This is a genomic window from Klebsiella sp. F11 (assembly GCF_056712265.1).
Map to the genome: position 1 here is coordinate 5289874 of NZ_CM160060.1, position 15093 is coordinate 5304966.

Annotated in this window: 13 protein-coding genes; 10 read left to right on the top strand and 3 right to left on the bottom strand. The window is 59.6% G+C overall.

Annotated features, from left to right (window positions below; translation table 11 throughout):
* Positions 1–62: 62 nt before the first annotated feature.
* Together panS and AC1M2H_RS25985 are read left to right on the top strand one after the other, a co-directional pair.
* Positions 63–986, top strand: coding sequence for a ketopantoate/pantoate/pantothenate transporter PanS (gene panS, locus AC1M2H_RS25980; RefSeq protein WP_480149611.1), 924 nt, complete (start codon positions 63–65; stop codon positions 984–986).
* 144 nt (positions 987–1130) lie between these two features.
* Positions 1131–1403: a YjbD family protein gene (locus tag AC1M2H_RS25985; protein WP_123757723.1), complete on the top strand. Its 273-nt coding sequence runs from the start codon at positions 1131–1133 to the stop codon at positions 1401–1403.
* Here the strand turns inward: AC1M2H_RS25985 and rluF are convergent.
* Positions 1400–2269 (bottom strand): 23S rRNA pseudouridine(2604) synthase RluF, encoded by an 870-nt coding sequence (rluF, locus tag AC1M2H_RS25990; protein WP_480149612.1) that lies wholly within the window; start codon positions 2267–2269, stop codon positions 1400–1402. The genes AC1M2H_RS25985 and rluF overlap by 4 nt on opposite strands.
* Positions 2270–2727: 458 nt before the next feature.
* Here rluF and AC1M2H_RS25995 point away from each other — a divergent pair, with 458 nt between their 5' ends.
* The 8 genes from AC1M2H_RS25995 (at position 2728) to pepE (ending at position 9391) form a co-directional block, all read left to right on the top strand.
* The gene (locus AC1M2H_RS25995; RefSeq protein WP_426813489.1) at positions 2728–3681 is read left to right on the top strand and encodes a sugar-binding transcriptional regulator; all 954 of its coding nucleotides are present in this window, start codon (positions 2728–2730) and stop codon (positions 3679–3681) included.
* A gap of 69 nt (positions 3682–3750) precedes the next feature.
* Positions 3751–4554, top strand: coding sequence for an SDR family oxidoreductase (locus AC1M2H_RS26000; RefSeq protein WP_480149613.1), 804 nt, complete (start codon positions 3751–3753; stop codon positions 4552–4554).
* 9 nt (positions 4555–4563) lie between these two features.
* Positions 4564–4971, top strand: a complete 408-nt coding sequence (locus AC1M2H_RS26005) for a mannose/fructose/sorbose PTS transporter subunit IIA (protein ID WP_480149614.1) — start codon at positions 4564–4566, stop codon at positions 4969–4971.
* A complete protein-coding gene (locus AC1M2H_RS26010) occupies positions 4971–5465 on the top strand; it encodes a PTS sugar transporter subunit IIB (protein WP_480149615.1) in 495 nt (164 codons plus the stop codon). The genes AC1M2H_RS26005 and AC1M2H_RS26010 overlap by 1 nt, the downstream gene beginning before the upstream one ends.
* Before the next feature lie 92 nt (positions 5466–5557).
* Positions 5558–6355 (top strand): PTS mannose/fructose/sorbose transporter subunit IIC, encoded by a 798-nt coding sequence (locus tag AC1M2H_RS26015; protein WP_480149616.1) that lies wholly within the window; start codon positions 5558–5560, stop codon positions 6353–6355.
* 11 nt (positions 6356–6366) lie between these two features.
* Positions 6367–7191, top strand: a complete 825-nt coding sequence (locus AC1M2H_RS26020) for a PTS system mannose/fructose/sorbose family transporter subunit IID (protein ID WP_480149617.1) — start codon at positions 6367–6369, stop codon at positions 7189–7191.
* A 74-nt stretch (positions 7192–7265) separates the two neighbouring features.
* Positions 7266–8495: an L-sorbose 1-phosphate reductase gene (gene sorE / locus AC1M2H_RS26025; RefSeq protein ID WP_480149618.1), complete on the top strand. Its 1230-nt coding sequence runs from the start codon at positions 7266–7268 to the stop codon at positions 8493–8495.
* A 206-nt stretch (positions 8496–8701) separates the two neighbouring features.
* Positions 8702–9391 carry a dipeptidase PepE gene (gene pepE / locus AC1M2H_RS26030; RefSeq protein ID WP_480149619.1) on the top strand — a complete coding sequence of 230 codons (690 nt, stop codon included), beginning with the start codon at positions 8702–8704 and terminating at the stop codon, positions 9389–9391.
* Positions 9392–9467: 76 nt separating this feature from the next.
* On the opposite strand, the gene AC1M2H_RS26035 is transcribed toward pepE, so the two are convergent.
* A complete protein-coding gene (locus tag AC1M2H_RS26035; RefSeq protein WP_480149620.1) occupies positions 9468–11099 on the bottom strand; it encodes a Na/Pi cotransporter family protein in 1632 nt (543 codons plus the stop codon).
* A gap of 210 nt (positions 11100–11309) precedes the next feature.
* On the bottom strand, positions 11310–14993 hold the full coding sequence (gene metH / locus AC1M2H_RS26040; RefSeq protein WP_480149621.1) for a methionine synthase: 3684 nt from the start codon (positions 14991–14993) through the stop codon (positions 11310–11312).
* Positions 14994–15093 lie beyond the last annotated feature (100 nt).

Sequence of the window (15093 nt, forward strand, 5' to 3'; positions counted from 1 at the left end):
ATCGTTCGGGCAGCGGGCACCCCCGGTCTGGAAGATGACGAGCCAATGGCAAGGAAAACAACATGCTCGCTATGCTGACACGGCTGTTCCCGCTCTGGGCGCTGCTGCTCTCCGTTCTGGCCTATTACACGCCGGCCACCTTTACCCCTATCGGCCCCTGGGTTACCACCCTGCTGATGCTCATCATGTTCGGGATGGGCGTACACCTGAAGCTGGACGACTTTAAGCGCGTGCTGTCGCGCCCGGCGCCGGTGGCGGCGGGGATTTTTCTGCACTACCTGGTGATGCCGCTCGCCGCCTGGGCGCTGGCGCTGCTGTTCCACATGCCGCCGGAGCTGTCGGCCGGGATGGTGCTGGTGGGCAGCGTTGCCAGCGGTACGTCATCTAACGTAATGATCTACCTGGCGAAAGGCGATGTGGCGCTCTCGGTCACCATCTCTTCCGTCTCCACGCTGGTTGGCGTGGTGGCGACGCCGCTGCTGACGCGCCTGTACGTCGATGCGCATATTCAGGTCGACGTCGCGGGCATGCTGCTCAGCATCCTGCAAATCGTGGTTATCCCGATTGCGCTGGGGCTTATCGTTCACCACCTGCTGCCGAAGGTGGTCAAGGCGGTCGAGCCTTTCCTGCCCGCGTTTTCCATGCTCTGCATTCTGGCGATCATCAGCGCCGTGGTGGCCGGCTCCGCTTCGCACATTGCCTCCGTGGGCCTGGTGGTGATAGTCGCGGTGATCCTGCATAACGCCATCGGGCTGCTCGGCGGCTACTGGGGCGGGCGTCTGTTTGGCTTCGATGAGTCGACCTGCCGCACGCTGGCCATTGAGGTGGGGATGCAAAACTCAGGGCTGGCAGCGGCGCTGGGGAAAATCTACTTCGGCCCGCTTGCCGCCCTGCCCGGCGCGCTATTCTCGGTCTGGCACAACCTTTCCGGATCGCTGCTGGCCGGCTACTGGTCCGCTAAGCCCACCGAGAAGAAAAAGAAGTAACGCCATGCCTTCATCGCCCGGACAGGCCGCTTACGGCGCCTGTCCGGGCGTTTTCCCGCCCTCTCAGCGCCCGGCGCGTAACCAGACTGTCAGTCGACCCGGTATTGCCGTACACTGAATTATCGGCTGACTGAGGGTTCTACTATGGCACTTCCCCGCATTACGCAACAAGATATGACCGAGCGCGAGCAGCGCGAGCTAAAAACGCTGCTGGACCGGGCGAGAATCGCGCACGGCCGCCTGCTGACCAACGCAGAAACCAACGCCGTCAAAAAAGAGTACATCGATAAGCTGATGGTGCTGCGCGAAGCTGAAGCCAAAAAGGCCCGCCAGCTCAAGAAAAAGCAGGCCTATAAACCCGACAGCGACGCGTCGTTCTCCTGGTCGGCGAACACGCCGACGCGCGGCAGGCGCTAGCGCCCTTTCTTTTTCCGCCCCGGCTGGTTAAAACGTTTGCCGTTTGCCGCCGGGCGGCCTTTCTCGCTGCTCTTTTCCACGTTCACCGCCGGACGTTTGATGCCCGCCGTTTTCGGCTTCGCTTTCGCCTTCGGTTTGGCCTCAGAGGACGAATTCTCGATCAGCTTAAATAGCGCAACCAGCTCATCATCCGTCAGATCGCGCCACTCGCCGAGGGGTAATCCCGACAGGCCGATATTCATAATTCGCGTGCGCTCAAGTTTCGTCACCTCATAGCCAAAGTGTTCGCACATCCGGCGAATCTGCCGGTTAAGCCCCTGAACCAGGGTAATGCGGAAGACGAACGGCGCCTCTTTTTTCACTTTGCACTTCTTCGTTACCGTGCCGAGGATCGGTACGCCCGCCCCCAGCCCGCGCACGAACTCGTCGGTCACCGGCTTATCGACGGTCACCAGGTACTCCTTTTCGTGATCGTTACCGGCGCGCAGGATCTTATTCACCAGATCGCCATGATTGGTCAGGAAGATCAGCCCCTGGGAGTCCTTATCCAGCCGGCCGATAGGAAAAACGCGCTTGCTGTGGTTCACAAAATCGACGATGTTGTCGCGTTCGCTGTCCTCGGTAGTGCTGACGATCCCCACCGGTTTATTCAGCGCGATAAACACCAGATCCTCCGCTTCACGCGGCTCGATGAGCTGGCCGTTGACCTTCACGACATCGCCCGGAGCGACCCGATCGCCAATGGTGGCGCGCTTGCCGTTGAGGAACACGTTGCCTTGTTCAATGTAGCGATCCGCCTCGCGACGCGAGCAAATTCCGCTTTCACTGATGTATTTATTGAGTCGGGTTGATGAGTCGGACAGCATGACGTCTCCTGAAACACTTCATCCTTCAAGTTGTCTCCGCGTTGGCTACGCCGACCACATAGATTTCTATGCTGCCGGGAGTTCGTTCTCCTGCCGCCTCGATAAAACTTGAACGCTTTTATATGTAAAGCGAGAAATATACCTCAGCCGGCGGGCAATCGAAAATAATCACGCGCCGGCGCCCTGGCGCTAAATGTGATCTGCCGCGTCTTTCTACACAAAAGTGTCCCGCGGAACCTCCTGCAATTTTGCCCGGTGAAAATAAGCAGAATCAAGCGATTAGGCAATCCGGCACAAAGGTGCCAGCCGCCGGCGAGCGGATAAGCAAATGTGCAATACAAACGCCCGCCATAGCCTAATGAAACGGGTGAAAATTGCTTTGTGGTCGGTCGTTGATGGGGTTATATCAGATCAAGGTAGCGACAACGTGATTTGCACAAACGTGCAGGAGCCCGCAGATGACCGCCGAAAATAGCGACGATATCCGCTTAATCGTGAAAATTGCCCAGCTCTATTATGAGCAGGACATGACCCAGGCGCAGATTGCCCGCGAGCTGGGTATTTACCGCACCACGATTAGCCGCCTGCTAAAACGCGGCCGCGAGCAGGGCATCGTCACCATCGCCATCAACTATGACTACAACGAAAACCTGTGGCTGGAGCAGCAGCTGAAGCAAAAATTTGCCCTTAAAGAGGCGGTGGTGGCTTCCTGCAGCTCGGCACAGGAAGAGGACCAGCTCAATACCATCGGGCAGCACGGCGCTCAGCTGGTCGATCGGCTGCTGGAGCCCGGCGATATCATCGGCTTTTCCTGGGGACGCGCGGTGCGGGCGCTGGTCGAAACGCTGCCGCAGGCCAGCCAGTCGCGGCAGGCGATCTGCGTACCGATTATCGGCGGCCCCTCCGGTAAGCTGGAGAGCCGCTACCACGTCAACACCTTGACCTATAGCGCAGCGGCGAAGCTGAAGGCCGAGTCGCATCTCGCCGACTTCCCGGCGCTGCTGGAAAATACCCTGATCCGTAACGGCATCATGCAGTCCAGTCACTTTCAGACTATCTCATCCTACTGGGACAATCTGGATATTGCGCTGGTGGGGATCGGCTCCCCGGCGATCCGCGACGGCGCGAACTGGCACGCGTTTTACGGCAGCGAAGAGAGCGACGATCTCAACGCCCGCCAGGTCGCCGGCGATATTTGCTCGCGCTTTTACGATATCAACGGCGGCGTCGTTGAAACCAATATGAACGAAAAAACCCTCTCTATTGATATCGCCCGGTTGAAGCACGCGCGCTATTCCGTGGGTATCGCCATCGGCGCGGAGAAATATAGCGGGATCGTCGGCGCTCTGAACGGCGGCTACATTAATTGTCTGGTCACGAACAGAGAAACCGCTGAGCTATTGCTGAAATAAAATAAGAAGCTCTATTCACGCCGCCGGCGCGGCGCGGACTCCCTTTATCTAAATAACGAGAACACGACGATGAAAACATGGCTAAACCTCAAAGATAAAATAGTTATTGTCACCGGCGGCGCCTCCGGAATCGGCCTGGCCATTGTCGATGAATTAATTAAACAAGGCGCCAGGGTGCACATGGCCGATATTCACGGTGGCGACAAATATCATGATAATGAAAACTATACGTTCTGGCCGACAGATATTTCCCACGCCGGCGAAGTGAAGCACAGCATCGAGCAAATTATTCAGCGCGGCGGACGCATCGATGGCCTGGTGAATAACGCCGGGGTTAACTTCCCCCGGCTGTTAGTTGATGAAAAGGCCCCCGCCGGCCGCTATGAGCTAAATGAAGCGGCCTTTGAGAAAATGGTCAACATTAACCAAAAAGGCGTCTTTTTAATGTCGCAGGCGGTCGCCCGGCAGATGGTGAAGCAGCGCGCGGGGGTGATTGTTAACGTCTCGTCAGAAAGCGGGCTGGAAGGCTCCGAGGGCCAGAGCTGCTATGCGGCCACCAAGGCGGCGCTGAATAGCTTCACCCGTTCATGGTCGAAGGAGCTGGGCAAACACGGTATCCGCGTGGTGGGCGTCGCGCCGGGCATTCTGGAAAAAACCGGGCTGCGCACGCCGGAGTATGAAGAAGCGCTGGCCTGGACCCGCGGCATCAGCGTTGAACAGCTGCGCGAGGGCTATAGCAAAAACGCGATTCCCATCGGCCGCGCCGGGCGTCTGAGCGAGGTGGCGGACTACGTTTGCTACCTGCTTTCAGAGCGTGCGAGCTATATAACCGGAGTAACCACTAACATTGCCGGCGGTAAAACCCGCGGTTAAGGAGATCGTATGGTCAACGCTATTTTCTGCGCCCACGGCCAGCTGGCCTGCGCCATGCTGGACTCTGTCCGCATGGTCTACGGCGACGTCAGCGTCAGCGCCGTGGCGTTTGTCCCCGGCGAAAATACCGGCGATATCGCCACGAAGCTGGAAAAGTTAGTAAGCACCCACAACACCAATGAGTGGCTGATTGCCGTCGATTTACAGTGCGGTAGCCCGTGGAATGCCGCCGCCGGACTGGCGATGAACAACCCGCAGCTACGGGTGATCAGCGGCCTCTCTCTGCCGCTGGCGCTGGAGCTGGTGGATAACCAGCACTCCATGACCGTTGATGCCCTGTGCGACCATTTGAGCGCAATCGCCAGCCAGTGCTGCGTGGTCTGGCGGCTCCCGCAAACCGTTGAGGAGGATTTCTGATGAACGTAACGCTCGCCCGTATCGATGACCGGCTGATCCACGGCCAGGTAACCACCGTCTGGTGCAAAGTGGCCAATGCCCGGCGCATTATTATCTGCAACGACGATGTGTATAACGATGAGGTACGCCGAACCCTGCTCCGCCAGGCCGCGCCGCCGGGAATGAAGGTTAACGTCGTTAATCTCGAAAAAGCGGTTGCCGTTTATCATAACCCGCAATATCAAAACGAATCCGTTTTTTATTTATTCACCAATCCCCAGGATGTCTTAACGATGGTCCGCCAGGGCGTGAATATTACCACCTTAAATATTGGCGGGATGGCCTGGCGACCGGGTAAAAAACAATTAACCAAGGCGGTCTCATTAGATGAGGCGGATATTCATGCGTTTCGCGAACTGGATAAATCAGGCGTCAGGCTGGATTTACGCGTCGTCGCATCGGATCCGTCGGTAAATATTCTCGATAAAATAGCTGAGCAGTCCATTACAGAATAACAAAACAGCGCCTGTATTAATCTGCGCGCCTCAACGACCCCATATTAATGCCGTAACGGGCAGGGATTCGTATACCCTCAAGGTGACATATTATGGAAATAAGTACCCTACAAATAATCGCCATATTTATATTTTCCTGTATTGCCGGAATGGGCAGCGTGCTGGATGAGTTCCAGACCCACCGCCCGTTAATCGCCTGTACGGCGATCGGTCTGATTCTCGGTGATTTAAAAACCGGAATTATGCTCGGCGGAACCCTGGAGCTGATCGCCCTCGGCTGGATGAACGTCGGCGCGGCGCAGTCTCCGGATTCAGCCCTCGCCAGCATCATTGCAGCCATTTTAGTCATCGTCGGCCAACAAAGCATCACGACCGGTATCGCCATCGCCCTGCCGGTTGCCGCGGCCGGACAGGTACTGACCGTCTTTGCCCGCACCATTACGGTGGTCTTCCAGCACGCGGCGGATAAAGCCGCCGAAGAGGCCCGCTTTCACACCATCGATCTGCTGCACGTCTCGGCGCTCGGCGTTCAGGCACTACGCGTCGCCATTCCGGCGCTGGTGGTGTCGATGTTCGTCAGCGCCGATATGGTCAGCAGCATGCTGAATGCCATTCCGGAATTCGTGACCCGCGGCCTGCAAATTGCCGGCGGTTTTATCGTCGTCGTTGGCTATGCCATGGTCCTGCGCATGATGGGCGTGAAATATCTGATGCCCTTCTTTTTCCTTGGTTTTCTCGCCGGCGGTTACCTCAACTTTAGCCTGCTGGCCTTCGGCTGCGTGGGGGTCATCATCGCGCTGATTTATATCCAGCTCAATCCGCAGTGGCGCAGGCCTGAACCCCAGGCTAACGCCGCCTCTTCCAACGCCATTGACCAACTTGACGACTGATGGAGCCGACCATGGAACAGAAAAAACTCACGCAAGGCGACCTGGTTAGCATGTTTCTGCGCTCCAACCTGCAGCAGGCCTCTTTTAACTTCGAACGTATTCATGGCCTGGGATTTTGCTATGACATGATCCCGGCGATCAAACGCCTCTACCCGCTGAAGGAGGATCAGGTTGCGGCCCTCAGGCGTCACCTGGTGTTCTTCAATACCACGCCCGCGGTTTGCGGCCCGGTGCTGGGCGTCACCGCCGCGATGGAAGAGGCGCGCGCCAACGGCGCGGCGATTGACGACGGCGCGATTAACGGCATCAAGGTCGGACTGATGGGTCCGCTGGCCGGGGTCGGCGATCCGCTGGTCTGGGGAACCCTGCGCCCGATTACCGCCGCGCTCGGCGCCTCGCTGGCGCTCTCCGGCAATATTCTTGGTCCGCTGCTGTTCTTCTTTATTTTCAACGCGATACGTCTGGCTATGAAGTGGTACGGCCTGCAGCTTGGCTTCCGTAAAGGGGTCAACATCGTCAGGGATATGGGCGGCAACCTGCTGCAAAAGCTCACCGAGGGCGCCTCAATCCTCGGCCTGTTCGTCATGGGCGTGCTGGTGACGAAGTGGACCACCATCAACGTGCCGCTGGTGGTCTCCCAAACCCCGGGCGCTGACGGCGCCACCGTCACCATGACCGTACAGAACATCCTCGACCAGCTTTGCCCGGGCCTGCTGGCGCTGACGCTGACCCTGCTGATGGTGCGCCTGCTCAATAAGAAGGTGAACCCGGTGTGGCTGATCTTCGCCCTGTTTGGCCTCGGGATTATCGGTAACGCGCTGGGCTTCCTGTCCTGATCTTTCGCCCCGGCGCTGCCGTCGGGGCGGTTTCAATAAACTAACCCCGCAGTAAAGGGGATGAGGTGGTAAATATGAAAACGACGGCTCTACGTCTTTATGGCAAACGCGATCTGCGCCTGGAAACCTTCGAACTCCCGGCGATGGGGGAGGATGAAATTCTCGCCCGGGTGGTGACCGACAGCCTGTGTCTCTCCTCCTGGAAAGAGGCCAATCAGGGCGAGGACCATAAAAAGGTCCCGGACGATGTTGCGCTCAACCCGATTATCATCGGCCATGAGTTTTGCGGCGAAATCCTCGCGGTCGGCAAAAAGTGGCAGCATAAGTTCCACGCCGGCCAGCGCTACGTGATTCAGGCCAACCTGCAGCTGCCGGATCGCCCGGATTGCCCCGGCTACTCCTTCCCGTGGATCGGCGGCGAAGCCACCCACGTGGTGATCCCCGACGAGGTGATGACCCAGGACTGCCTGCTCCCCTGGGAGGGCGATACCTGGTTTGAAGGCTCGCTGGTTGAGCCGCTCTCCTGCGTCATCGGCGCCTTCAACGCCAACTATCACCTGCAAGAAGGCACCTATAATCATACGATGGGCATCCGCCCGCGGGGGCGCACCCTGATCCTCGGCGGCACCGGCCCGATGGGCCTGCTGGCGATCGACTATGCCCTGCACGGCCCGATCAACCCCTCTCTGCTGGTGGTCACCGACACCAATCAGCCCAAGCTGAGCTACGCCCGTCGGCACTATCCTTCAGAACCGCAGACGCTGATCCACTACCTCGACGGCCGTGACGCCAGCCGGGAGACGCTGATGGCGCTGACCGGCGGCTACGGGTTTGATGATATTTTCGTTTTCGTGCCGAAAGAGGAGCTGATTACCCTGGCCTCCTCGCTGCTGGCCGCCGACGGCTGCCTGAACTTCTTCGCCGGCCCGCAGGATAAACAGTTTAGCGCGCCGGTTAACTTTTACGACGTTCACTACGCCTTTACCCACTATGTCGGTACCTCCGGCGGCAACACCGACGATATGCGCGCCGCGGTTGCGCTGATGCAGGCGAAAAAGGTGCAGGCGGCGAAGGTGGTGACCCATATTCTTGGGCTCAACGCCGCCGGGGAAACCACCCTCGATTTACCGGCCGTCGGCGGCGGCAAGAAGCTGGTTTATACCGGGAAATCGCTTCCGCTGACTCCGCTGGGCAGCATTGCCGATCCGGCGCTGGCGGCAATTATGGAACGCCACCACGGGATCTGGTCCGGCGAAGCCGAGCAGTATCTGCTGGCCCATGCGGAGGATATTAGCCATGATTAATCGCGAATCGCAGGCTGCGGCGACGCGGTGTGTCGCAACCTGACAACATCGTGAGCCACATCAGCGAGCGCGAGGGCAAGCGGTGGTAGGATCGCCAGCCGACTTTGTCATTATGGCCAGACCAAAAGCGTTCAGGCGCAGCGACGCGCTTCGCGGCTCCGCCAGGCGCAAACGGCCTGAACGACGGCGGTTATCACGGAGAAAAGATGGAACTACTGCTACTGAGTAACTCAACCCTGCCCGGCAAGGCATGGCTGGAACACGCGCTGCCGGTCATTTCCGGGCAGCTAAACGGCCGTCGTTCGGCGGTGTTTATCCCTTTTGCCGGCGTCACGCAGAGCTGGGATGATTACACCGCTAAAACCGCTGCGGTCTTTGCCCCTCTCGGCGTAACCGTCACCGGGATCCACAGCGTCGCGGACCCTATCGCGGCAATTGAGACCGCCGACGTGGTCATCGTCGGCGGCGGCAATACCTTCCAGGTGCTCAAAGAGTGCCGTACGCGCGGCCTGCTGGCGCCGGTGGAGGACGTGGTCAGGCGCGGCGCGCTCTATATCGGCTGGAGCGCCGGCGCCAATCTCGCCTGCCCAACCATCCGCACCACCAACGATATGCCGATCGTTGACCCTCAGGGGTTTGACGCCCTGGGGCTATTCCCGCTGCAGATTAACCCGCACTTCACCAACGCCCTGCCGGAAGGGCATAAAGGCGAAACCCGCGAACAGCGGATCCGTGAGCTGCTGGTGGTGGCGCCGGAGCTGGTGGTTATCGGCCTGCCGGAAGGAAACTGGATTCAGGTTGCTGACGGTCACGCCACCCTCGGCGGCCCGAACCCGACGCTGGTGTTTACCGCCGGAAAAGACGCGGTCCCTGTCGAAGCCGGCCACCGCTTTTAACCGCTTTCCCCGCCGGGGAGCCGCAGCGCCTGGGAGGATTTCCTCGGGCACTGCGTCCGGCCGGCGGCCTTAGCGCTTAATAGTCGTCCCGCTCGTCATCTTCGTCCGGCTGCTCCATCACGCTGTAGGCAACCGAACAGAACAGCGAGTTGAGACGCTTCATATCGCCCAGCAGCCCGAGATGCAGCGAGCTGGTTTCAATGCTCTGCACGTTCTGCTGATGGAGGCGATCGACGTGCGCGTGCGAGTAGCGGCGGTTCATAATGCGGAAACGATGCTTGTTGCGGCGCAGGCGCCGGGCGCTCGGGACGTCGCTGGAGAAGAAGACCGACATCGCCAGCTGGAGGTTGCTCAGCAGCTGATCGTACAGGCCGTCCAGCTCCTTCAATCCTTCAACGGAGAACGCCCGCCGCGCGGCCAGCGATTTATCGGCAATTTCGCTGCCCATTCTCTCAACGATATCGGACGCCTGCTCGAGGTTGAGCGCCATTTCGATAATCTCCGCCCAGCGGCGAGACTCCTCTTCGGCCAGCTCATCTTTCGGCATCCGCGCCAGATAGAGCTTGATGGCGGTATAGAGCACGTTGATATCGTCCGCTAGCCGACGCAGCGCCTTCTCTTCCCGCGGCTCGCCGTGCATCACCTTGCGCAGGCCGTCCAGCATCTGCTCCATGGCGTCGCCAATGCGCAACGTCTCGCGCGCGGCGTTGGCCAACGCCAGGGCCGGCGTATCCAGCGCCGAGGGGTCGAGATGCTTCGGCTTCAGGTGCAGATCCTGATCCGGCTCTTCCTGAATCAGGCGCCTGCAGAGCCGGGCCATCGGCTCGGCGAACGGCACCATCGCCACGCAGCGGATTAGGTTGTAGAAGACGTGGAAGTAAATCACCAGCTCCGCCTCCGGTAGCGGCAGCCTGTGCATCGTATTCGCCAGCAGGTGGACAAACGGCAGGATAATCAGGCTGCCCACCAGCTTAAACAGCAGGCTGCCAAGCGCGACGCGGCGCGCGGCGGCGTTGGCGGCGCTGTTGTTAATCATCGCCAGGATCCCGGAGCCGAGGTTGGCGCCGATCACCAGGCACAGCGCAACCGGGAACGAAATCACGCCGGTGGAGGTGAGCGTGGCGGTTAACAGCACCGCCGCGAGGCTGGAGTAGCTCACGATGGCGAACATGGCGCCAATCAGCGCATCCAGCATGATATCGCCGGTCAGCGAGGCGAATATCACCTGCACGCCGTTGGCCTGGGTGATGGGGTGCACCGCCTGCACGATCAGCTCCAGCGCTAATAAAATCAGCCCCAGCCCGATACCGACCCGCCCCAGCTGTCCGGCGCGGGTTTGCTTGCGGCCAAGGAAGAAAATCACGCCGATAAAAATCAGCAGCGGCGAGAGCCACGAGAGGTCGAAAGTCAGCACCCTCGCCATCAGCGCGGTCCCGACGTCGGCGCCCAGCACGATCACCAACGCCGGCGCCAGCGCGACCAGGTCCTGGGCGACAAACGAGGTGACCAGCATGGTGGTGGCGTTGCTGCTCTGGACCAGAGCGGTGACGCCAATACCGGCGCAGAAGGCGAGCGGCTTTTTCTCGACGCTACTGCTGAGAACGGAACGCAGGCGCGCGCCATAGACGCGCATCACGCCGGTACGAACAATATGGGTGCCCCAAACCAGCAGGGCGACGGCAGACAGCAGGTGTAGCAGAGTTAACACGGATTGTTGTTCTCCTTATTATCCGACGGATAAATGCAGATAACCCGATACGGAATTCCCCCGGCGGCGCTGTGCGTAGCCGGGCTACATCGTCCGGGCGTTCTGAAGCAATACCCCAGTATAAGGGTTTAGCAGCAATAAAGAGACAGGGCGCCCTCTGAGCGCCCTGTAAGTTGTAAGATAAGATGACAAATTTGTGACAGGCTGCGGCTAGTCCGCGTCATAGCCCAGGTTTGGCGCCAGCCAGCGCTCAACTTCGCCAGGGGTCATCCCTTTACGCAGAGCGTAGTCTTCAACCTGATCGCGCTGGATCTGCGCCACGGCGTAGTACTTGCTGTCAGGATGGCTGAAGTACCAGCCGGAGACAGAAGCGCCCGGCCACATGGCGAACGATTCGGTCAGCTTCATGCCGGTATGCGCCTCCACGTCCAGCAGCTCCCAGATAACGGCTTTTTCGGTATGCTCCGGACAGGCCGGATAGCCCGGCGCCGGGCGGATCCCCTGATAGTTCTCGCGGATCAGCTCCTCGTTGCTGAGGTTCTCGTTGGCGGCATAGCCCCAGTAAACCTTGCGCACCCGTTCGTGCAGATACTCCGCAAACGCCTCGGCCAGACGGTCGGCAATCGCCTTGACCATGATTTTGTTGTAATCATCGTGCTGAGCGTCAAAGGCCTCGGCCAGCGCATCTTCCTCCAGCCCGCCGGTAACCGCGAACGCGCCAAGATAGTCGGCCTTACCGCTCAGCTTCGGCGCAACAAAATCAGCGAGGCAGTAGTTGGCAAACCCGACTTTCTCGGTCTGCTGGCGCAGGTGATGGCTGACGGTCAGAACGTGGGTGCGCGTCTCGTCGCGGTAAATTTCGATGTCGTCGCCGACGCGGTTAGCCGGGAATAATCCCACCACCCCGCGCGGGTTCAGCGACTTCTCCGCGCTCAGCTTGTCCAGCAGATCGTTGGCATCTTTAAACAGCCGCTGCGCCTCTTCGCCCACCACGTCATCTTCGAGGATGCGCGGGTATTTCCCGGCCAGCGACCAGGTCATAAAGAACGGCGTCCAGTCGATATAGTTACGCAGCGTTTCGATGCTGGCCTCAACTTCCTGCACGCCGAGGCGATGGGCCACCGGCGGCGTATAGTTCTCCCAGTCAAAGGCCAGATCGTTTTCGCGAGCGGCCGCCAGGGTAACCGGCGGAGTGCGCGGCTTCTTGCGTCCGTGCTGGATACGCACGGCTTCATACTCTTTACGCGTACGGGCGACAAAATCATCGCGCTGGGTAGCCGAGAGCAGGGCTGAGACCACGCCCACGGTACGCGAGGCGTTCTGCACGTAGACCGTCGGGCCGCTGTAGTTCTGCTCGATTTTGACCGCCGTATGCGCTTTGGAGGTGGTGGCGCCGCCAATCAGCAGCGGCAGGGTAAAGCCCTGGCGCTCCATCTCTTTCGCCACGTTGACCATTTCATCCAGCGACGGGGTAATCAGCCCGGAGAGGCCAATCAGGTCGGCATTCACTTCACGGGCGGTTTTGAGGATTTTGTCCGCCGGGACCATCACCCCCAGATCGATGATTTCGTAGTTATTACACTGCAGCACCACGCCGACGATGTTTTTACCGATGTCGTGCACGTCGCCTTTGACGGTGGCGATCACCATCTTGCCGTTGCTGGAACCTTTTTCTTTGCTGGCTTCAATGTACGGTTCGAGGTAGGCCACCGCCTGCTTCATCACGCGGGCCGATTTCACCACCTGCGGGAGGAACATTTTACCCTCGCCGAACAGATCGCCCACCACGTTCATGCCGTCCATCAGCGGGCCTTCAATCACCTCAATGGGGCGGGCCGACTGCTGACGCGCCTCTTCGGTGTCGAGCTCGATAAATTCGGTGATCCCTTTCACCAGCGAGTATTCAAGGCGCTTTTTAACGTCCCAGCTGCGCCATTCCGCCTGCTGGGCGTTGGCAGAGTCGTCCGTTTTGCTGCCGCGATACTTTTCCGCCAGTTCCAGCAGGCGATCGGTGCCCTCGTCATGGCGATTGAGGATCACGTCTTCGACGGCATCGCGCAGTTCGGCGGGCAGGTCGTCATAAATCGCCAGCTGCCCGGCGTTAACAATCCCCATGTCCATGCCGTTGCGAATGGCGTAGTAGAGGAAGACGGCGTGAATCGCCTCGCGGACCGGATCGTTGCCGCGGAAGGAGAACGAGACGTTGGAGACGCCGCCGGAAATCAGCGCGTGCGGCAGCTCGCGTTTAATATCTTCACAGGCGCCGATAAAGTCCTGCGCGTAGTTGTTGTGCTCTTCAATACCGGTCGCCACCGCGAAGATATTGGGGTCGAAGATAATATCTTCCGGCGGGAAGCCCACCTCTTCGGTCAGAATTTTGTATGCCCGGCGGCAAATCTCGATTTTGCGCGCGCGGGTATCGGCCTGGCCCTGCTCGTCGAAGGCCATCACCACCACGGCGGCGCCGTAGCGGCGCACTTTTTTAGCATGATCGATAAACGGCTCGATCCCCTCTTTCATTGAGATAGAGTTGACGATGCCTTTGCCCTGAATGCACTTCAGGCCCTTTTCGATGACCTCCCACTTCGAGGAGTCGATCATAATCGGCACCCGGGCAATATCGGGCTCGCCGGCAATCAGGTTGAGGAAACGCACCATCGCCGCTTCCGCGTCGAGCATCCCCTCATCCATGTTGATATCGATAATCTGCGCGCCGCTCTCGACCTGCTGGCGGGCTACGTCCAGCGCTTCGTTATATTTTTCTTCTTTGATCAGGCGCTTAAACTTCGCGGAGCCGGTCACGTTGGTCCGTTCGCCGACGTTAACAAACAGGCTGTCGTCGCCGATATTCAGCGGCTCAAGGCCGGAGAGGCGGCAGGCCTCCGGGATTTCCGGCAGCGCGCGCGGCGCAAGGCCGGCCACGGCGCGCGACATGGCCGCGATATGCTCCGGGGTGGTGCCGCAGCAGCCGCCGACGATATTCAGGAACCCGGATTCAGCCCATTCGCGAATCTGCGCGGCCATGGTATCAGCGTCCAGATCGTATTCGCCAAAGGCGTTCGGCAGGCCCGCGTTGGGGTGCGCGGTGACGTAGCATTCGGCGATGCGCGAGAGCTCCTGCACGTACTGGCGCAGCTCGTCCGGGCCGAGGGCGCAGTTGAGGCCGAAGGTGAACGCATCGGCGTGGCGCAGCGAGTTATAAAAGGCTTCGGTGGTTTGCCCGGAGAGCGTGCGTCCGGAGGCATCGGTGATGGTGCCGGAGATCATGATCGGCAGCTCCACGCCCAGCGCCTCAAACTCCTCTTTCACGGCAAAGATCGCCGCTTTGGCGTTGAGGGTGTCGAACACCGTCTCGATCATAATCAGGTCGACGCCCCCTTCCACCAGCGCCTTCGTTGACTCGCGGTAGGCTTCCACCAGCCCGTCGAAGGTGATGTTGCGGTAGGCCGGGTCGTTAACGTCAGGAGAGATGGAGGCGGTGCGGTTGGTCGGGCCGAGAACGCCCGCGACGTAGCGCGGCTTGTCCGGCGTGCGGGCGGTCCACGCGTCGGCGCTGGCGCGCGCCAGCTGCGCCGCGGCAAAGTTGATTTCCGCCGACAGGGATTCCATCTGGTAATCCGCCATCGCGATCGTCGTCGAGTTAAAGGTGTTGGTTTCAATGATATCCGCCCCGGCCTCGAAGTAGGCGTCGTGAATGGCGCGGATCACGTCCGGCTTGCTGAGCACCAGCAGGTCGTTATTGCCTTTCAGATCGCAGGGCCAGTCGGCAAAGCGCGCGCCGCGGAACTCCTCTTCACTCAGACGATAGCCCTGGATCATGGTGCCCATGCCGCCATCCAGAACCAAAATACGTTTTTTTAACTGCTGATGCAGTTGCTCAACTTTGCTGCTCACACTCGCTCCCGACAACGCTCAACCAGACCGAAAAACTCAACAAACCATACTGGCATAAACCACAGGGGCGGGAAAGGGAACGGCGGACAATATGAGACAT

Coding starts and splice junctions, on each gene's coding strand:
- AC1M2H_RS25985 (WP_123757723.1), top strand. CDS start 1,131: ATGGCACTTCCCCGCATTACGCAACAAGATATGACCGAGCGCGAGCAG.
- AC1M2H_RS26015 (WP_480149616.1), top strand. CDS start 5,558: ATGGAAATAAGTACCCTACAAATAATCGCCATATTTATATTTTCCTGT.
- sorE (WP_480149618.1), top strand. CDS start 7,266: ATGAAAACGACGGCTCTACGTCTTTATGGCAAACGCGATCTGCGCCTG.
- AC1M2H_RS25995 (WP_426813489.1), top strand. CDS start 2,728: ATGACCGCCGAAAATAGCGACGATATCCGCTTAATCGTGAAAATTGCC.
- AC1M2H_RS26005 (WP_480149614.1), top strand. CDS start 4,564: ATGGTCAACGCTATTTTCTGCGCCCACGGCCAGCTGGCCTGCGCCATG.
- pepE (WP_480149619.1), top strand. CDS start 8,702: ATGGAACTACTGCTACTGAGTAACTCAACCCTGCCCGGCAAGGCATGG.
- panS (WP_480149611.1), top strand. CDS start 63: ATGCTCGCTATGCTGACACGGCTGTTCCCGCTCTGGGCGCTGCTGCTC.
- AC1M2H_RS26020 (WP_480149617.1), top strand. CDS start 6,367: ATGGAACAGAAAAAACTCACGCAAGGCGACCTGGTTAGCATGTTTCTG.
- rluF (WP_480149612.1), bottom strand. CDS start 2,269: ATGCTGTCCGACTCATCAACCCGACTCAATAAATACATCAGTGAAAGC.
- AC1M2H_RS26000 (WP_480149613.1), top strand. CDS start 3,751: ATGAAAACATGGCTAAACCTCAAAGATAAAATAGTTATTGTCACCGGC.
- AC1M2H_RS26010 (WP_480149615.1), top strand. CDS start 4,971: ATGAACGTAACGCTCGCCCGTATCGATGACCGGCTGATCCACGGCCAG.